Source organism: Nonomuraea roseoviolacea subsp. carminata (genome assembly GCF_024172185.1).
In the GTDB taxonomy this organism is placed as follows: Bacteria; Actinomycetota; Actinomycetes; order Streptosporangiales; family Streptosporangiaceae; genus Nonomuraea; species Nonomuraea roseoviolacea.
This window is the reverse complement of sequence record NZ_JAMZEC010000001.1, coordinates 2,263,098-2,282,439: the sequence shown is the minus strand read 5'-3', so window position 1 is coordinate 2,282,439 and position 19,342 is coordinate 2,263,098. Positions and strand designations below refer to the sequence as shown.

General features: G+C 71.2%; 12 protein-coding genes. 6 read left to right on the top strand and 6 right to left on the bottom strand.

Annotation, left to right across the window (positions count from 1 at the left end; all coding sequences use genetic code 11):
* Position 1: 1 nt before the first annotated feature.
* On the top strand, positions 2-1,216 hold the full coding sequence (locus HD595_RS10285) for a hypothetical protein (protein ID WP_253767931.1): 1,215 nt from the start codon (positions 2-4) through the stop codon (positions 1,214-1,216).
* Complete coding sequence (locus HD595_RS10280; protein ID WP_253767929.1) at positions 1,217-1,975, top strand: hypothetical protein; 759 nt, start codon at positions 1,217-1,219, stop codon at positions 1,973-1,975.
* A 44-nt stretch (positions 1,976-2,019) separates the two neighbouring features.
* Here the strand turns inward: HD595_RS10280 and HD595_RS10275 are convergent, their stop codons facing one another.
* The 3 genes from HD595_RS10275 to eccB all read right to left on the bottom strand — a co-directional run bounded on the left by HD595_RS10275 (position 2,020) and on the right by eccB (position 5,340).
* Entirely contained in the window at positions 2,020-3,492 is a 1,473-nt protein-coding gene (locus HD595_RS10275) for a LysM peptidoglycan-binding domain-containing protein (protein WP_253767927.1), read from the bottom strand.
* On the bottom strand, positions 3,489-3,833 hold the full coding sequence (locus tag HD595_RS10270; RefSeq protein ID WP_253767925.1) for a hypothetical protein: 345 nt from the start codon (positions 3,831-3,833) through the stop codon (positions 3,489-3,491). Before HD595_RS10270 ends, HD595_RS10275 begins: the two co-directional genes overlap by 4 nt.
* 82 nt (positions 3,834-3,915) lie before the next feature.
* On the bottom strand, positions 3,916-5,340 hold the full coding sequence (gene eccB / locus HD595_RS10265; RefSeq protein ID WP_253767923.1) for a type VII secretion protein EccB: 1,425 nt from the start codon (positions 5,338-5,340) through the stop codon (positions 3,916-3,918).
* A 128-nt stretch (positions 5,341-5,468) separates the two neighbouring features.
* Between eccB and HD595_RS10260 the strand changes: the two genes are divergently transcribed.
* Both HD595_RS10260 and HD595_RS10255 read left to right on the top strand, forming a co-directional pair.
* Positions 5,469-5,861 carry a hypothetical protein gene (locus HD595_RS10260; protein ID WP_253767921.1) on the top strand — a complete coding sequence of 131 codons (393 nt, stop codon included), beginning with the start codon at positions 5,469-5,471 and terminating at the stop codon, positions 5,859-5,861.
* Positions 5,862-5,867: 6 nt separating this feature from the next.
* Entirely contained in the window at positions 5,868-7,301 is a 1,434-nt protein-coding gene (locus HD595_RS10255) for a WXG100 family type VII secretion target (protein WP_253767920.1), read from the top strand.
* A 92-nt stretch (positions 7,302-7,393) separates the two neighbouring features.
* On the opposite strand, the gene HD595_RS10250 is transcribed toward HD595_RS10255, so the two are convergent.
* Entirely contained in the window at positions 7,394-8,728 is a 1,335-nt protein-coding gene (locus HD595_RS10250) for an FtsX-like permease family protein (protein WP_253767912.1), read from the bottom strand.
* A complete protein-coding gene (locus HD595_RS10245; RefSeq protein WP_308211116.1) occupies positions 8,725-9,639 on the bottom strand; it encodes an ABC transporter ATP-binding protein in 915 nt (304 codons plus the stop codon). The genes HD595_RS10250 and HD595_RS10245 overlap by 4 nt, the downstream gene beginning before the upstream one ends.
* 438 nt (positions 9,640-10,077) lie before the next feature.
* Here HD595_RS10245 and HD595_RS10240 point away from each other — a divergent pair, with 438 nt between their 5' ends.
* Positions 10,078-10,929 (top strand): TetR/AcrR family transcriptional regulator, encoded by an 852-nt coding sequence (locus HD595_RS10240; RefSeq protein ID WP_301309484.1) that lies wholly within the window; start codon positions 10,078-10,080, stop codon positions 10,927-10,929.
* 503 nt (positions 10,930-11,432) lie between these two features.
* A complete protein-coding gene (locus tag HD595_RS10235; RefSeq protein ID WP_253767908.1) occupies positions 11,433-12,353 on the top strand; it encodes a DUF418 domain-containing protein in 921 nt (306 codons plus the stop codon).
* A 72-nt stretch (positions 12,354-12,425) separates the two neighbouring features.
* Here HD595_RS10235 and HD595_RS10230 read toward each other — a convergent pair whose 3' ends face one another.
* The gene (locus HD595_RS10230) at positions 12,426-18,914 is read right to left on the bottom strand and encodes an FtsK/SpoIIIE domain-containing protein (RefSeq protein ID WP_253767906.1); all 6,489 of its coding nucleotides are present in this window, start codon (positions 18,912-18,914) and stop codon (positions 12,426-12,428) included.
* Positions 18,915-19,342: the final 428 nt, after the last annotated feature.

Sequence of the window (19,342 nt, the reverse complement as noted above, 5' to 3'; positions counted from 1 at the left end):
GATGCCGGCGAACGGATCGAACGACGCGTTCGGCGCCCTCGGCCAGAACGGCGCTCTCAACGGACTGACGGCCGGCGCGGTGTCGCGCGTCTCGTTCACCGAGGGGAAGCTCAAGAACGCCGGCAAGGGCCTCGACCAGCAGAAGGACACCCTCCAGGCGCTGGACGACAGGGACAACGGCCTGGGGGTGCCCTATCCGCACTTCGCCGTGGTGGGCATGGGCGTGAACAGCCTGCACGACAAGGCCATCGAGAAACATCGCGAGGCGGCGAAGCTGGCCCAGGCGTCCCTGGACAGCTACAAGCAGGCGCTGCACGACTCCGACACCAACTACACCGGCGCCGGCAGCGACACCATGCAGCAAGTCAAAACCGGCCTGGGCGACCTGGGCGGCCTCGGTGACCTGGGCGGCCTGAAGACCCCCCCTGGCCCGGGAGGGCTGCCCGACCTCGGCGGCAAGGGGCTGCCCGACCTGGGTGGCAAGGGGCTGCCCGACCTCAACGGCGACGGCATCCCGGACATCGACCGGAACGGCGACGGCATCCCCGACGTCGACGTCAACGGCGACGGCATCCCGGACAAGGACCTGAACGGCGACGGCATCCCCGACGTCGACCTGAACGGCGACGGGAAGCCGGACCTGCCGAAGACGGACCTGCCGAAGCAGGACATCCCGAAGATGCCGAGCACCGACCTGCCCAAGATGCCGAGCACCGACCTGCCGAAGATGCCCAGCGCCGACCTGCCGAACGGTCTCGGCGGGGTCAACACCAAGGTGCCCGACATCGAGTCGGCGCTCAACGGCCAGCGGATGCCCGACATGTCCGGCATCAACGCCAAGGTCCCGACGGGCACGGAGCTCTCCGACTACCAGCAGCCCCAGATGAGGACGCCCGACATGAGCGCCCTCAACGCCGACCCGAACAGCGTCGCGAGGAGCGTGAACCCGGTCCAGACCTCCACCAGCCCGAACACCGGCGGTGGCACGTTCAGCGGTGGAGGGGCGAACGCGGGCGCCCTGCAGGCGGGGCTGCGTTCCGCGACGGCGGGCCTGTCGGGCAGCGGCATGCCGATGATGCCGATGATGCCGATGAGCCCGCAACCCGGCCAGGACCAGTCGCGCGACGGCGACGACAAGTACGGGCTGCGCGCGGAGGAGAGCGTCTGGGGCGGCGACGATCCCACGGCGCCCAGCACGATCGGGGTGGACGTCTAAGTGGCCGACGAGAAAGTCATGCTGGGGGCCATCGCCACGACGACGGTGGCGGCGGGTCTCATCGGCGGCAAGTGGCCCTGGTACGTGGTGGCCCTCATGGGCACGTGCTACGGCCACATCACCGGGATGGGGAACGCGACCAACCTGTGGAGGACCAAGGAAGCTCACGGCCTGATCGAAGAGCTCGACGATCTGAAGACGGAGATGGCCGCCTTCAAGAAGCGACTCAAGGACGAGGGCAAGTGGGAGGGCGGCGCCTGGGACACCTTCGAGGACGCCTATGACAAGTTCCGCCAGGGCGTCGACGCCCTCGCCGAGCTGCGCAACCTCAACGGCGCGGGGGTGGAGGCGACCCAGAAGGCGTTCAAGGTCCTCGCGATCCTGTTCAACGTCGTCGCGGGGGTCATGCTGGCTGTCGGCATCGCCATGGTGTGGGCCAGGCTGCACCCGGCCGGCCGCGTCGCCGCCGTGCTGCTGTCCAACTCGGCGGGTTCCACGGCGACCAGCACGACGAGGGCCTCCGTCTGGAAGCTGGTCAAGATCCTCGGCATCTTCGCCGGTGTCCTCTACATGGCCATCAAGCAGACCGAGATGACCGGCAAGTTCTTCCCCCTGATGGACAAGGGCCTGCCGACGGAGATGAGCGCCCTGAAGTCGGGCAACGGCCTGCCGCCGTTCTCCGGCACCGAGCTCCAGTACGACAAGAACCTCGGCCTCACCCAGAAGATGGACGACCCGAGCAAGTCCATGCAGATCTAGCAACCGCGCCGGGGCGGCCGACGATCACGGCCGCCCCGCCGGGGTCAGTCGTCCAGCGGGATGCGCAGGACCTGGCCCGCCCGCAGCTTCTGCGGGTCCGGCCCGATGATGTCCTTGTTGGCGTCGTAGATCTCACGCCAGCGCCCCGGGTCGCCGTACACCTTCTGCGAGATCTCGGCCAGGGTGCCGTTGACCGGCCAGTAGCCGACCTTCGCCGTCGTCATGTGCACCCGCGGGGGCGCCTGCAACGTGTGCTCGCCGGTGCTCGGCTGCTGCCACTGCGGCAGCTCCTCGGGCTTCTCCGTGGTGTGCAGAGGCCGCCACACGCGGAAGACTGCCGTCGGGATGGCCTGGTAGAACGTCTTGTGCGCGTTGCCCCGGCCGCCGCCGATCGTCGGCAGCCTCTTCTTGAGCGCCTCGTACGCCGGGTTGCGCAACGAGACGAAGCCGCCGAACGCCTCGCCGGACTCGACCACGGCCTGGCCCGACTTGGTCAGGGGCGCCGTGAAGGAGCCGGCCGTGCCACCGCTGGCGAGGCCCTTGGTGCTGAGGCCCGAGAGGGGCGCGAAGGTGGCGGCCAGGGTGGCGCCCGTCGTGATGCGGGCGGCCTGGGCGAACGTCAACGGGTCGAGGTTGAAGATGCTGTTGCCCTGCATGCCCTGGGAGAGCATCTGGGAGCCGATGACGCCGGTGTAGACCCAGCCGGACGTCTTCGCGAAGCTGGCGAAGCTGGTCTTGCCGGCCTTCTCGGCGTAGCCCGCGTACTTCCCGAACTTGGCGGCCTCCACCTCGACCCTGGTCAACGCGGCCGCGGCCTTCAGCGAGCGCAGCCGGGCCGCTCCCGGCGTGATGCGCAGGAGCAGCCGGCCCACGACGGGCAGGTTGCGCAGCGCCAGCGCGCAGGTGCGCAGCATCGTCAGGAACCTGATCAGCACCTGGAGGGCCATGCCGACCAGGCGGGTGGTGCGCAGGTACGCGGCGTAGACGGCGAACTGAGCGGCGAGGGCGGGGCCCCACGTGCGGGCGAGCCACCTGAGGGCCATGAACGCGCCGGCCCAGATGGCCGCGGCCTTGAGCAGCTCGATCAGGGCCGTCCTGGTCATCGCCGAGGAGTCGGCGACCGCCCGCAGGATCTTCGCGATGCCGGTCGCGCTGGTCGCGACCGCCTGCCGGTTCTCCTGCTTGACGACCTCGCCCCAGACCTTGCGGAACTCGTCGGCGGCCTTGCCCTTCCACTCCTTGATGATCCGGTCCATGTAGCCGTCGCTCTGGCCCTGGGCCCGGGTGTCGAGGACCTCGAAGATCTTGCGGAGCCGCTCGGCCATGAGCTCGTGCGCCTCGGCCGCGTGCCGCAGCCGCCCCTCGGCGTCGTCGGCGCCGACCAGCGAGGGGATGGAGAACCACATCGCCTTGATCGTGGCGACCAGCGGCTCGGGGTTGAGGACCGAGCCCAGGTCGAAGTCGAACGGCCACCTCGTCCAGTTCCACTGCAGCGGGTTGATGTGACCTTCGGTCATGGCGTCGCCTTGCCCTGGTTGGCCAGGTCGGCGAACGTGTAGTTGTACGCCGACGCGTCCAGGGAGTCGGCCAGCCACTGCAGCGCGTCATGCAGGTCGTTCAGGTAGGCGACGACGGAGTCGTACCGCTTGTCCTCGAAATTCATCTCCTGCGTGCCGTCCACGTAGGAGGCGGCCAGCTCGTCAGCCTGTGGGGCTTGGGAGAAGTCTCTCTTGGTGAGCCTCGCGGGCCCGAAGCCGGCGATGCAGTCCTTGACGGGCTGCCTCTGGTCGGCGCAGGACTGCACGGCCTTGGTCAGATTTGTCGGTATGACGTCGTACCCGTTGGCAGCGTCCCCCATATGCCCCCCAAACCACTTAAAGGAACACCAAACCCTCGAATACTAGCGTTTACCTGTATTTACCGTCCATGAAATGCGCAGTTCACGGCCCCGAGGAGCGCAGCCCCGGGGTTCCGGTCAGCGGAGTGCCGGCGGCGGCCGGGTCCAGCGCCGGCCCGTCCGGGATCAGCCGCAGCAGATGGGGCGGCAGGGGGGCGACATCCGCCGCGCTGTAGCCCAGTTTCGTCACGACGTCGGGCGTCACCAGCCGGAACTTCCTGCCCTGATCGCTGATCAGGTAGAACTGGGTGACCGACGGGAGCTGGCCCTCGCCCGGCAGCAGACCGGCCACCGCGGCGCCGCCCGGCGGCAGCACCACCTGGTCGAACTTGTCGGCGGCGCCGGCCGACTTCGGCGCCCTGATCTGCACCGTGCTGCCGACCGTCAGCCGGCCCTTGACCGAGCCCTTGAGCAGGTCGGCGTACACCATGCACAGCGGGGCCGACGCCGCCGGCGCCTGGAAGCGCGGCATGGTCTCCGGCATGCCGCCGCCCCTGATGGTCTGGGCGGACTGCTTGGTGGCGTTGGCGCTCGCCGCGTCGATCGGGATCTCCCGCACGCGGTTGCGGCCGTACGCGGCATGGCTGGCGGGGTCCTGGATGAGCAGGGTCGCCTGGGTCTGGGTGATGGGCGCGAGGCCGTCCGAGAGCAGCACGTACCAGCGGGCCGGGGTGCCCGCCAGGGCGTCCACCTTCAGGACCTGCCCGACCCGGAAGTTCGTGCCGGGGAGCCGCTTGCCGCGTCCGGTGATGACGGGCGGGGCGAACCGGCTGCCCTCGGGGATGGCGTTGATCCACGAGAGGGGGACCCGGCGGGGCGCCTGGTCGGTGAGCCGGTCGACGTTGTCGACCGCCATCCGCTGGTTGGCCCACAGCACCCAGTTCTGCCTGCCGTCGTTGACGAGCAGGGCGTCGGTGGCGTCGGGTGACACGCCGCCGACCTCGGTGCCACCCACCAGCGTCACGTACGACCGGCGGGTCCCGGCGGCGTCCTGTCCCTCGGTCACGCAGGCCGACCACGGCGTCTTGACCATCCGCTGCGGCTTGGGCAGCGAGTCCGGCGCCTCCGCGATGCCCACCATCGGCCCGCGCGAGAAGCCCGCCAGCGACTCCGACGACACGTTGCGCACCTTGATCTGGTCGCTGTCCAGCAGCAGGCGCGCCGAGGCGTAGTTGGCCACCGGCAGCAGTCGGCCCTCCTGCTGGCTGTAGACGTAGGTCGCGCCGGTCTCCTCCTCGACGAGGAGCTGCCCGGGATCGGTGAGCTTGGTGGCCCCACCCGGCTTCAGCATGCCGTAGATGCCGAAGCCCGCCGCGATGAGGATCGCGATGAGCACGCCCGCGAACGTCGCGACGTTGTGCCGCCGCATGGGTGATTCGGGCAGGTCGGGCTCGCCCTGCAACAGGGCCATTCCGAGGCGCTGGGTCATGAACCGATGCGCCTGGTAGAGATCCTTGCGGGTCTGCATGCCACTCCGTTCCGGTCCGGCTCCCGCGTAATGTTACGGCTGAGCGGCATGGGGGATATGTCAACTTCTGTACGGCACGATAGCCATGCGAGTAAAGTTGCGGATCAAGAGCCATTGGGGAGGGTGTCGTGCCTGCAAGGGATCACCGGCATTGCGGCCAGAAGTGGCCCGGACTTGATGCCGATCACGAGCTTCTCGAGCATCCCGAGGATCCCAAGAAGAAGTTCCAGGAACTCGCCGACCAGCTCACCGCCGAACTCACCGCACTGACCGGCATGAAGCACGGCGGCGTGCAGGACGTGCAGGCCAAGGCCAGCCTGGAGAACCTGCGCTCGCAGGTCCAGGGGATCAAGCGCTGGGACGGCGGCAAGGTGTTCGTCGAGACGGCGCAGAGGGGCCAGGAGCAGCTCACCGACATCTACGGGCAGGTCAACGAGAAGCTCCGCATCGCCATCGACCTCATCAAGGTCGGCGGCGGGATCTACGACAAGGCCAACGACCTGAGCTCATGGAACGCGTGATCGCACATGGCTGACCCCACGAAGAGCCCCAAGGCGACCCACTGGATCAAGACCCAGTGCGACAACTTCAGCGTCGACGACGACGGCAGGAGCGTCGCCGAGGTCAAGAACTTCATCTCGTCGCTCATGACCGAGGACTTCCAGGGCGCCGCCACCGCGTACAGCGACGCCGCGGAGCGGCTGACGCAGACACTGGACGTGATCGACGAGGTCAGCGCCGAGCTGGCCAGGATCTGGAAGGGCAAGGCGTCCGTGGACGCGCAGAAGGCGCTGCGCCAGCTCCACGACACCATCGTGAACCTCTCCGGCGGCATGGAGGGCATGGCCAAGCCGATGCAGACCCTCGCCGACCGCGTCCGCGAGCACAAGGACTTCGTCGAGAACGGGACCGCTACCTGGAGCAACCCGGTCGGCGACATGGGCAGCTGGGACGACTCCGTCGGCGGTGTGTACCGCACGATCGACAAGGGGTGGGAGGGCGGCTCGCAGGACGAGCTGGCCGGCAAGCACCTCGCCGCCTTCAACAAGGACCTGTACGAGGCGTACGCCCGCTTCCCGGACTTCGTCCAGAAGGACCTGCCTGACATCAAGGACCCGACGCCGCCGGGCGCCGACGGGATCAAGGACGTCAACTTCGACAACCCGTTCAAGAACAACCACGCCGTGCCCACCGATTACACCGGCGGGAACTTCCCCGGCAGCGGCGTCAACGGCTACGACACGGGCGGCACGGGCGGCACGAACTGGGACGACCCGAGCAAGCGCGACGGCGGCTCCGGCGACGTCAAGGTCCCCGGCATGCCGGGCGGTCCCGGCGGTTCCACGTCGGGTGACGGCACGGGCGGTCCCGGCGGCACGGGCGGCGTCAACATGCCCGGCGGCGGGAGCGACACCTCCGGCGGCGTCAACATGCCCGGCGGCGGTGTCACGGACCCCTCGCAGGGCGGCAGCACGCCGGGAACCCACATGACCGACCCCAGCAAGGGCATCACGGACCCGAGCAAGGGCATCACCATGCCGGGCGGCTCCACGGCGACGCAGCTCGCCGACTACCACCGGCCCACCGTCCCCGACGCCACCACCTCCGGCTGGAACCCCACCAACTACACCTCGCCCACCACGTCCAGCCCGCACAGCACCACCAACCCGAACGGCACCTCGACCCCGTACGGCGTGTACAACAGCCACGGAGGCTCGACGGCGGACGGCGTCTCCACGACGGGCCGCGGCGAGGGCTCGATGGCCGGCAACGCCCAGCAGCTCTCCGCCCGGGGTTCCAGCGCGACGGGCATGTCGTCGGGCGTCCCCATCGCCCCGCACATGGGCGGTGGCGGAGGCGAGCAGGGCACGGACCGGCAGAGCGAGTACTGGATCAACATCGACGACGACAACTGGACGGGCGGAGCCTACGACGGGGCGGTCGACAGCACCCTGGCGTAGCCCAGGGGCCCGGCGTGGGGACTGCGGACCGTCCCCACGCCTTCTTCCGTTTCCTCCATGGGTGATCGGCTCGGCTGCCTCCGGTGGCGTGCTCAAGCAGCCGCGGTCAGGGCGTCGACCGGCCGGGTGCGCAGCGCCGCCACGGCGGTCGGGATCACCGCCACCATGACGAGCAGCAACGCTCCCGCGACGATGACGGCGTACATCCAGGGCGGCCCGGAGGGGAGCGGGGAGCCGGTCTTGACCAGGCTGTAGGGGACGGTGGTCGCCGCGGCGGCGGCCGTGCCGAGCACGACGGCCGGCGCCGCCGTCATCGCCGCCTCGACCGCGACCATGGCCAGCACCTGCCCACGGGTGGCGGCCGACAGCCGCAGCAGCCCGAACTCGCGGCCGCGCCGCCGGGTGGCCGCGATCAGCGTGTTCACCACCACGATCGCCGAGAAGGCGATGATCATGGCGACGACCAGGTAGTTCACCGAGGCGAGCTGCGGGCTCACGTCCCCGGCGGCGTGGGGGACGCTGTCCTCGGTGGTCTGCATGTACAGGGTTCCGCCGGCGATGCCGACGAGGAGGATCAGTGGGGAGGCCACGCTGCCGCTCTGTTTGGCGCGGGCATGGACGTTGCGCGCGGCCAGCCGCGCGGTCGCCCCGAGCCGGGCGTCCGACAACCGGCGGACCGGCCGCAGCGCCGCCGGGCTGAGCAGCGCCAGCCCGACCGCGACCGCGACTCCCGCCGGGCCCGCGGTGCTCGACAGCAGCGGCCCGTCGTCCATGAACAGCGTCCCCGCCGACAGGCTCAGCCCGGTCGCGAGCAGGACGATCCCGGCCACCACCCGGCCCCTGGCCAGCGCCCGGCCGGATTCGGTGGGAGCCGCCGCGGCCAGCGCCCGCACGGGCGGGATCGAGGCGGCGCGCCGGCTGGAGATCAGCGCCCCCGCGAGCGCCGCCAGCAGGGAGGCGCCCGTGCCCGTCACCACGCACAGCCAGCCCGTCGCCAGGCGCGTCCCGGGGCCCACCAGCCCGCTGCCCACCAGCCGGCCGAGGACGACGGCCCCCAGCCCGAACCCGGGCAGCAGGCCCGCCACGGCCGCCGGCACGGCCGTGATGAGCGTCTCCACGACCACGTTCTGCCGGATCTGCCGGGGGCTCGCCGCGATCGACCGCAGCAACGCCAGCTCCTGCTCGCGATGCTGGATCGTCAGCGACACGGTGGAGACCACCCCGAACGCCACGATCGCCACCGTCCAGCCGCCCAGGATCGCCGGCAGCATGATGAGGAACCCGCTGTCCCGGCCGGTCGCCAGGCCGGTCTCCAGCAGGCTCGCGAACGCGGTGAGCAGGGCGGTGCCGGCCGCCATGACGGCGGCCGAGGCGAGCGAGGAGGTGCGATGCGCGCGTACCGTGGCCCAGGCCAGCCGCCACCTCATCGGCCGTCACCCCCGTGCCGGGCGCGCCCGTTCTGCGGGGCGGGCGCGGAGGGGGCGTGCCCGCTCGTCCGTACGGACGACGACGGGGCCTGCCCGCTCTGCCGTACGGCCGAGGACGGGACGTGCCCGCTTGGCCGCACGGCCGAGGGCGGGGCGTGCCCGCTTGGCCGCACGGGCGCGGACAGGCGGGCCATGCGCGCCGCCACCGAGGCGGGGTCGGGCCGGGTCATGCTGTCCACGATGCGGCCGTCGCTGAAGAACACGACCGCGTCGGCGTAGGCGCCGGCGACCGGGTCGTGCGTCACCATCACGATCGTCTGCCCGCTCGCGTCGACCGCCTCGCGCAGGATGTGGAGCACGTCCCGCGCGGCCTGGGTGTCGAGCGCTCCGGTGGGCTCGTCGGCGAACACCACGGCCGGCCGGGACAGCATGGCGCGCGCGATGGCCACCCGCTGCTGCTGCCCCCCGGACAGCTCGGCGGGCCGGTGGTCGAGCCGGTCGCCGAGCCCGAGCCGCGACAGCAGCCCCCGCACCTCCCGCTCGTCGACCCGGCGGCCGGCGAACTCCAAGGGCAGGGCCACGTTCTGCGCAACCGTCAAAGTAGGCACCAGGTTGAACGACTGGAAGACGAACCCCATGCGCTCGCGCCGCAAGCGGGTCAGCGCCGTCTCGTCGGCGTCGGTCAGCTCGTAACCGTCGAGGACCACGGACCCGGAGTCGGGCCGGTCGAGCCCGGCCGCGCAGTGGAGCAGGGTGCTCTTCCCCGATCCCGACGGTCCCATGACGGCGGTGAAGGTGCCGTGCGGGATCGACAGCGACACCCGGTCCAGCGCGGTCACGGCCGTGTCGCCGGCGCCGTGACGTTTCGTCACGTCGTGGAGCTCCAGGGCGTGGGTGGTCTTGTTCGTCACTTGTTGTGCGTACGCTGCACGAGTCATAAATACACCGTACTGCATTCGCGATTGACGCATTTGAAAAGGGATGAACTATAATTTCGTCACGATTATGCGCTGTGACGAAATACGAGCTGGGACGATGTACTGGAGGAGCGGCCTGCGACGGAAATCACCGTGCGTCGAAGGGTCGCCTGCGCTGAGGAGGGGTGCGGCGGAGGGCACCGTCAGGTCGGGAGCGGGGTGCGGCGGAGGACATCGTCGGGTGGAGAGCGCGGTGCGGCGGAGGACATCGTCGGGTGGCGAGCGCGGTGCGGCGGAGGACATCGTCGGGTGGCGAGCGCGGTGCGGCGGAGGACATCGTCGGATGGAGAGCGCGGTGCGGCGGAAGGTGGCGCCGTGCGGTGGCGAGTGGGGTGCGGCGGAAGGCGCCGCGTGATGGAGACTGAGGTGATCATGTCGACGACGTGTGAGATGTGCGGGAGGGCCCTGCGGCCCGCCGAGCGCGGGCGACCCCGGCGCTACTGCTCGCGCGCCTGCCGGACGCGGGCCTATCGGGCCCGGATGGCCGAACGCCCGGCCACGGTCGAGGCCCGCCGGCAGCCCCCCGCCAATGCCGACGCCGTCCTGGACCGGGACGTCATCGTCCGGGCAGCGCTCGCCTGCGCCCACCGCGAGGGCGTCGCCGCCGTCTCGATGCGGCGCATCGCCGCCGACCTCGGGGTGGGCGTGATGTCGCTCTACCGGTACGTGGCCGGCCGGGAGGAGCTCAACGACCTCATGGTGGACACGGTCTTCGCCGACCACCCTCTGCCCGAGCCCGGGCCCGACGGATGGCGCGCCAAGCTGGAGCTGTCCGCGCGCCAGGAATGGGCGCTGCACCGGCGACACCCCTGGCTGTCGCAGCTCGTCGTCGCCACCACCCGGCCGCCCAACGCCCCGCACCTCATGGCGTACACCGACTGGCGCATGCGCGCCCTGGCCGGCCACGACCTGGACTTCGCCACGCTGACCAAGATCGCCATCATGATCGGCACCTACCTGCAGAGCGCCGCCGCGCCGCTCGCCTACGAAACGCAGGCGGCCCGCAGAAGCCGCCACACCCGCGAACAGTGGACGGCGGCCCGTCGCGAGAGCTTCGACCGCTCCATACGGGAGGCGCGACTGCCCATGGTGTCGGAATTCGGACCGGAGGCGTTCGAGGCGGCCGAACCGGACAACATCTTCGAGTTCGGACTGCACCGCATGCTCGACGGCATCGCCGTCCTCCTCGACCACACCAGCGGGACAGCGGCGGAGCGTCCCTGAACCAGCCGAAAGTACGGTGTTCCTCGCCGCGAACCCTGCTTTCGACCCGTGCCGCTCCCGAGCCCACATCCGCAGGATGTGTCCTCATGCCCCACGAAGAGTTCCCTTCAGCACAGCAACCTCCCCCTCGGCCCCTCTCACCGGAACCCGACGGCGCCACCTCCCCCTCACCCACCCACTCGCCCAATCCCGGATCAGCGCCCGGTCACCCTGGGACGGCCACCCCGGCACCGTCGCACCCTCGCACCACCGCCCTGGGATCCGGTCACCCTGGGACGGGCACTCCGGCACCGTCGCACCCTCAGGCCACCGCCCTGGGATCCGGTCACCCTGGGACGGGCACTCCGGCACCGTCGCACCCTCAGGCCACCACCCCGCGACCCGATCACCCTCGCGCGGCCACCCCGACACCTGGCCACTCTCCCAACCCCGCACCAGCACCGCCCCGCCCTCGCATCGCCGCACTCGACGTCATCCGCGGGTTCGCCTTGTGCGGAATCCTCATGGCCAACGTCAAGCCGATCGCCCACATGATCGACGCCGTATCGGTCACGCAGGCCGCGGCGACGAAGGGACCAGGCGGCGAAGAATGGCCGGGTCTGTTCGTCGACCAACGCTTCTTCCCGATCTTCTCTCTCCTGTTCGGTGTCGGCTTCTCCCTGCTGCTCGACTCCGCGAGCCGAACAGTCCCGCGCCCGCGGGTGCTCCTGCTGCGCCGCCTCCTGGCGCTGCTCGCCATCGGCCTGGTCCACATGTTCCTGCTGTGGCGGGGCGACATCCTGACCATCTACGCCGTCGTCGGCCTGGTGGTGCTCCTGCCCTCGACCTGGCTACCGCGCTGGGCCGTCGCGGGGCTCGCCGCCGTCCTCATCGCGTTGCCCCCGATCCTCGGCAACAACGGCGTGCCGGAGGTGCCCGGACTGTTCCTGCTGGGCTCGGCGCTGACCCGGTACTGCGTGATCGGCAGGATCGAGCGTGCCACGTGGGGGCCGGCCGCGCTTTTCCTGGGTTTCGTGGCCGGAGCGGTGCCCGCCGCCTGGCTGCAGACGGAAACCTCGGCCGACGACACGCATTTCAACCCCTGGTTCGGCATCGCCGGACTGCTGACGGCCGGCGCGTACGTGTGCGGCGTACTGCTCCTGCTCAAAACCCCGCTCCGGCCGTTGCTCCAGAGGGTCTTCGCACCGCTGGGCCGCATGGCGCTGACCAACTACCTGACCGCCACGCTCCTCGTCCTGGTGACCGCCCGTCTCCTCGGCGGCTCGGCTGACGGCTGGACCTCGGCAAGGGTTGTGTCGATCGCCGCCGGCATCCTCACGGTCCAATGGCTGTGGTCCACACTCTGGCTACGCAGATACCGCCAAGGCCCCCTGGAATGGCTATGGCGCTGGGCCACCTGGGCCCACCGCCCACCCCTGCGATGACGTCGAATCCCACCGCCCATGCTGCCCCCGCAGCAGACGGGAGGGCGCCGTACCGACCTGGGATGCCCTGCCTCACCCATCGCCCTCCGGGAGGGCTGCCTGGATGGGGGTCATGGTGCCCATCGTGACGAGAAGCCCTCGCCCCGGCGGACCCCCCACAGCACCACGCGGAAGCCGCACCGACAACAGATCCCCGTCCGCCGGACTCTGCACCGACAACAGCACTCCGGTCCGCGACTTACGGGTCTCCGCCACGAACCCCCGATAGGCCTGCGTCAGATCACCGGTGGACCCCGCGATGATCAGCCCGTGGTCGCCGTCGCGTCCTGACCGCAGCACTTCCTCCAGCGCCATGCCCAGAGGGCTGTCCGGGCTGATCAGCTCCGCGTCGTCCACCAGCACCACGTATTCCTCATGCGCGGCCAGCAGCTCCTGGAGATCGGTGGCGTTTCCGTCCAGGACCGCCACCGCACTCCGCAGGTCGCGCAACGGGCTGCGTCTGGGCGCGATCGCGACCACCGGCGTGCCGTGCGCGATGAGCGAGTGAGCGGCCGTCAGCAGCACCGTGGACCGGCCGGAGCGAGGCGGTCCGGCGATCACCGCGCCGGGCCCCTGGGCGTACAGGTCGATGCCGAGCGGCGCCAGAGCGTCCCCGCCCGCTCCGACCAGCGCCCACAGCGGCGACGGCCGGCTGAATCCGGGAGCCAGGGCCTCGGCCTCGCCGGCGGTGATGCGCATGGGCAGCGCGTCCACCCGGAGCGGAGGCTCACCCTCCCACAGCCACGCCCCTCGACCGGCACCGCCTGGCTTGGCGGTCACCACATCCCGGCCCCTTCCGTCGCCGGAGGCCGATCGCGCGAGGTCCTGCAAGGCTCCCACCTGGGCCGGGCCGGAGGGATCGGCCGTCAGAAGAGCGATCTGGCTCTCGACGACGCCGTGCTCGCCGATCGACAGCGCCCGCCCGGGCGGCATGGACGAGGGGAGACCCTTGAGCGGCAGCCCCGCGAGCCCGTAGTCGGCGGGATCGGCCAGCCGCAGGATCAGCCGGTCGTCGAACACCGTCGAGACCTGTCCCATGAGGCACGACCTGTCGCCCGTCACCACCGCCCGCAACCCCACCGCCGGCCCTTCCCGCAGCAGCTGCAGCACCGCGTCGATCAGCCGCCCGTAGTCGTAGCTCTCGAACGCGGCGACGTACCCCTCCCAGCGGTCCAGCATGAACACCAGCCACGGAAGCCGGTGCCCCGCCGCCCGGTACTCCGCCAAGGACGCGTGCCCCGCCTCCGCGAGCAGTTGCTGGCGACGGCCGACCTCGGCGCGGAGACGGCCGAGAAGGCGTTCGACACGGTCGAGCTGGTCGCGGGTCACCACGGCACCGCAGTGCGGCATCGCCACGAGCGGCAGCAGCGCCCCGGAGCCGCAGTCGATCGCGTGCACGTGGACATCGGCCGGGGACGCCTGCGCTGCGATCGCGCCCGCGACCGTCCGGAGCGCCGTGGATCGTCCGGTACGTGCCGACCCCGCGATGAGCAGGTGACCACCGTGACGCAGGTCGAGCGCGAGAGGCCGCCGATCCTGCGCCCATGGCCGGTCGATGACGCCGAACGCGATCGGCTCCACCTCCACGAACCCGGACGAACCCCATCCGGCACGCATCCCCATATGCCCGATCCGAGAATCCGGCTCGATGTACATATCCGGATGTTCTGCCGGGCCGCGATGCGTCCCCATGGCACTGGTCTGGCGATCCCGGTCTGTGTGCGCCTCGGGGTCTCCATTGGGGCCTCGGCGTGGTCCTGTGGAGTCAGATCGGGCAGGCGGCCCGGCGTACGCCTCAGGATGTTCGACCGGATGCCGGTGTGTCCCTGAACGGTCGATCTGAGTGATCGGTCCGGTGCGCACATCGGGCTCGTCGGACGGATGGGGGCGCATCCCCACATGGCCGATCTGGGGGGTCGGTCCGGTGTGTGCTCCTGGACGTTCCAGCCGTCCCTGGTGCGCGGTCGGATCGCCGGTCGGCGTGCCCATTCCCGCGTACGCCTGAGGGTGCCCGGTCATGGCACGGACCTGGTCGAGAACCAGATGCGTCGGCAACGGCTCCAGCCATGGACTGGGCTGCCGCCGTACCCCGATCAGCCGGGTCGCCTCCACGATGGCGTCCGCCAGGATGGACAGGTCGGTGACGGTCGACTCCTCGGGAGGCTCCGGCGGCGCGGGCAAGGGCCTGCCCAGAGAGCGCCAGTCCACATCTACGACCCGTACGCTCCCCGGAGCCTCGTCGCCCATCTCGAACGGACCACTGCCTCCGCCCGGTGCCCGAGGGTCGGCGGGGCCGAGAGCGTTCAGGGCTTCACGATGCCCGGCCTGGCGTGGCCCTGGCACCTCAGCTTCATGATGCCCGGCCCGGCGTGGCCCTGGCACCTCATCTCTGCCTGCTGCGTTATCTCTGCCTGCTGCGTTGCCACGCCTTGGCGGCGCGCCACCCATACCCGGCGCGCTGTGACGCTCTGGCGTGTCATCCGTACCGGAAGCGTTGCTACGCGCCACTACGTCACCTCTGCCCGGTGCGTTGCGGAACGCAGGCACGCCCTCCTCTCCTGGTGCCCTGCCGTGCGCTGATGCGCCGTCAGCGCCTGCTGCCGTGCGTTGTCCAGGCATGCCGCCCTGCTCCGGTGCCCTGCCGCGCACTGACAGGCCATCCGTACGGGGCAGCGGAGTGACACCGGGAAACCGGTCGCCCGGAGGGTGGTTGCCTCGGCCGGACAAGCCGGGTGATGCGCCGCCTGCGCGAGCCGGGTCGTCAGGAAGATCGTCCGAGGCTGCCGTGGTGGGCATGTCTTCCGGTGCGCGTCCGCCAGGAGACGCGTCTTCTGACGTCCACCCAAGCGACGTGTCCCGTGTCCATCCTGGGGACGTGTCATGGGCGTCCCTCATGCCCGGTGTCGCACCATGGCGAGCGTCGCCGATGGTCTGGTCAGCCGAAGACGTGCCCCATGCCGCCCCTCTCGGGTCGGGAGCAGAACCGCCTGATCGCGTGGTGCTCGGGGGCATGGTGTGCGGGCGCCGGTCTGCCGGGCTGTCAGCGGTCGGTGATCCATGGGGCATGACGCGACCGGCAGCATCCGCCGTACCACGCCGTTGCGTGAGGTTCTCATCTGCGGCGGGGAGGCCAGGAGCCTCCCCGGGGAGGGCGTCGTACGACCGGTGGGTGTAGGGGGCGTGGTGACGGCCGTCCGACCTTCGGCCGGCCTGCGGAGCGTTGGCGACGTTGCCGGGCTGGGGGCGGGGGCCGTAAGGATGGCCGTCGGGGCGAGGACGCGAGTGGCGCGGGGCGGGCTGCCCACCTGTGTCCCGGCCGGGATCGAAGCCTCCGGGGCCCGTGCTGCCACCACCATCGGTGCGGCCGGCGCCGGTGCCGCTGTCGTCGCTCCTGCCTGTGCCGTCACTTGCAGCATGCGGTGACGCTGGGAGGAAGTCGTCACTTCCAGCGGGCGGCGCTGAGAGCAAGTCGTCACTTCCAGGGGACGGCGCTGAGAGCAAGTCGTCACTTCCAGGGGACGGCGCCGGGAGCAAGTCGTCGCTTCCGCGAGGTGGCGCCAGGAAGGAGCCGTCGTCTTCGGGGAGTGGGGCCGAGAGGAGAGGGCGAGCGGCGTGAGAGCGGGGGAGGGGGCTGCGGCCGCCCACCCTGGCTGTCTGGACGGCCGTCGCCGCGCCCGTCCCCGACTTCACGTAGCAGCGTCCGGGTGTCGTCTTCGAGATGTGTGCGGCGTCCGGCATCTCGATGACGTCCGACGACTCCATGGGTTCCGTGACCCGGAGGGCGATGCGGAGCGAGGTGTTGGCCTGGATCTCGGCCGTGACGACGCCGGCGGGGCGTTGGGTCGCGAGGATGAGGTGGATGCCCAGCGAACGGCCTTTGCGGGCGATGGCCACCAGGCCGTCGACGAAGTCGGGCAGCTCGGCCACCAGTGCCGCGAACTCGTCGATGATCAGCACCAGCCGCGGCAGCGGATCGCCCGTGTAGTCCTTGATGTCGTTGACGCCGGCGTCCCGGAACAGGCGCTCGCGGCGCCGCAGCTCGGCGGCGAGCGAGTCGAGCGCCCGCTGGGTCAGGTGGCCGTCGAGGTCGCTGACCATGCCCACCGTGTGCGGCAGCCGGACGCACTCCTTGAACGCGGCCCCGCCCTTGTAGTCGATGAGCACGAACGTCAGCTGGTCGGGACGGTTGACCACGGCCAGTGAGCAGATCAGCGTCTGGAGCAGCTCGGACTTTCCCGCGCCCGTCGTGCCGGCGATGAGCCCGTGCGGGCCGTCGAGGGCGAGGTCGACCGCGAACGGCCCCTCCGGGCCGATGCCGATCGTCGCCCTGGTGGAGCCGCGTCCACGCCAGCGGGCGGCGACGGTCCGGCCGGTGGGCATGGCGAGGCCGAGCAGGTCGAGCAGGCGTGCCGCGGCGGGCAGGTTGCCGGCCGGGTCGTCCCGGCTCACGTCGCGGATGGGGGCCAGGGCGCGGGCCAGCCGGTCGCACCAGGTGGGCGAGACGAGGTCGGCCAGGACCGGGCCGATGACGTCGAGGCCGCCGCCGCGCAGCCGTACGTAACCGTCGGTGCCGCAAGCGGCCGCCGTCGCGCACTCCTCGGGCAGCAGCCGCTGGTCGTCGTCGATGGCGAGGGTGTAGACGCCGGCCCGCGGGCCCTGGCGCAGCACCTGCGGCATGCCGGGCAGGACGCGCAGGGCCTGGGCGCCGTCGAGCAGGACCAGCACGTCGTACGGGCGGTCGTCGTACGTGGAGAAGACGGGTCTTTCTGGCCCGCCGAGATCGTCCCAGCCGGTGGGGATCTTGCCCAGTTCGGGGATGGCGGTGTTCTGGCGCTCGTCGATGAGCGCGGCCAGCTCGGCGACGCGTCGCGCGGCGGACTCCGGGTCGGTGCCGACCAGGGCCACGCAGTCCTCTCCGGCGCGGGGCGCGCAGTGCGGGAGCCAGCGCACCCAGCCCCAGCGCCGTTCGCCGTCGCCGCGCGCCGACAGCACCACGATGGCCAGGTCACGCGGACTGTGCAGGGTGGCGGCCTGGCCCACCAGCCAGGCCGCGAGGCCCGTCGCGGCGTCGCGCGGGCCCGTGATGCCGGCGACGCCCAGCCGGCGCATGGCCAGCGCCACGGGGACGGCCCGGCAGAGCGGCGGGTCGATCGGCCCGCCCTGCTCCTCGGTCAGGTCGAGGTCGGCGGGCAGATCGGCCAGACCGACCCGGAGGCGGAGCGCGTCGGGGTCGTGGATGCGGCGCTCCCACAGCCGCCTGCGCGGGCCGGTCGCCGTGAGCAGCACCTCGGCGGGGTCGGGGGCGTCGGACCGGCGCGTCACCTCGTCGCGGGCCCTGGCCTGCTCCACCGCCCGCTCGTACGCCCTGAGTCGCTCGTGGAACTCCTTGAGCGCCTTGCGATGCTGCTTGCGGCCGTGCCGCCGGTCGCTCCACCACTGGCCGATCATGATGACGGGCGTCATCAGGGCCATGAGCAGGAAGTACCACTGGTGCATGACGTACGCCAGCGTGCAGCCGAGGACCGCCGGCAGGAACGCGGCGAGCAGTTGCAGCCGCATGCCCTCGGAACGGCGCGGCTCGGCGGGCCGCTCGAACGCGCGCTCCCCGGCGGAGCGCCGCAGCCGTGGCGGCCGGTTGTAGGCCACCCCGCCTTCGGGTCTCGGGGCGAGATGCGCGTCCTGGGGCTCGATCGCCGTGAGTGCGAACACGGACGACCCGCAGGTCAGCACCGCGTGCTCCGGCCAGTCGGCCGGTCCGTCGAGCGGGCGGCCGTCGAGCTCGGGCGGCTGCCACGACTGCGACGCGGCCTCGGCGGCCTGCCGCTGCGCGACCCGCGCGGTCATCTCGGCCACCTCGTCGGCCCACCGGCCCTTGAGCTTGAGCGCGGGAGCGTCGGGGACGGCCCGGCGGACCGGCTCGGCGGTGATCGCGCCGGGGGTCACGCGCAGGACGACGGCCTCGGGCGCGAGCAAGGGGTCGGCCACGGTGAGCGCGCACATGGGGTCGGAGCCGATGACATGGACGCCGAGGCCCAGCCGGTGGACGGCGCCGGCGGCGGGACCGCCCACCACGCGCACCTCGGCCACCCCGCCCGGCTCCTCGATGACGGTCGCGTGCGCCAGGCGGGGGTCGAGCGTCACCTTGTCGCCGTCACGCAGCACGGCCATGGCGGGGGCGCGGGGGTCGAGGGCCCGGCCGTCGCGCCACAGCGTGCCGCCCGGCGCGGCGTTCCGTCCGCCGGGCTCCGGCCGCTGCGTGCCGCGAACGGAGCCGCGCGCGCCCGGGTCGGCCCTGCGCGCGCCACGCTCGGTCCTTCGCCCGCCCGGTTCGGCGGCCCATGACGGAGAAGCGTCAGCGGAGGGATCGTAGGGGGAGCGCGAACGGGGCAGGCGGACCACGTTGGTGAGCGGCTCCCGCTGGTCGAGTGCCTCGCTCACCGCGGCGACGGTGGCTCCGTCGTCGCCGTCGAGAACGATGTCACGGTCGCCCCGCTCGCCGAGCACGGTGAGCATGATCCGCATGTGCCGTCTCCTCAGTCGGATCTCGGCGCCAAGGTAGCGCCCGCGGTGAGATTAGGCTCCTGGGTTGACGCCAATGGCATGGAAACGGCCGGCTGTGGATAACCGGGCACCCCGGAGAATGGCCTGTGGATGACACGCCCGGGGTTCTCGCCGCCGAGCGTAGTGTTGTGGTGGCGCAGCCGGCTGTTCACCCCCGGTTTCCGGTGAACGGTTCTGCTTTCTCCTGCGGTGGGTGACATCTCTGTTTTGCAGCCAAGCAGAAGCAGCGAACGAGTCTGGCTGCACGCGTCTCCGGCCACGGCGTGCCCGTCCTGGTCGCGTGTGCGCGGCGACGATGGAGCGAGCGACGATGATGCGGTGGTTCGGTGCGGCCCGCTGAAAAGTGACATAAAGGCCCGAACATATAGGGACTGATGTGACAGTTGTGA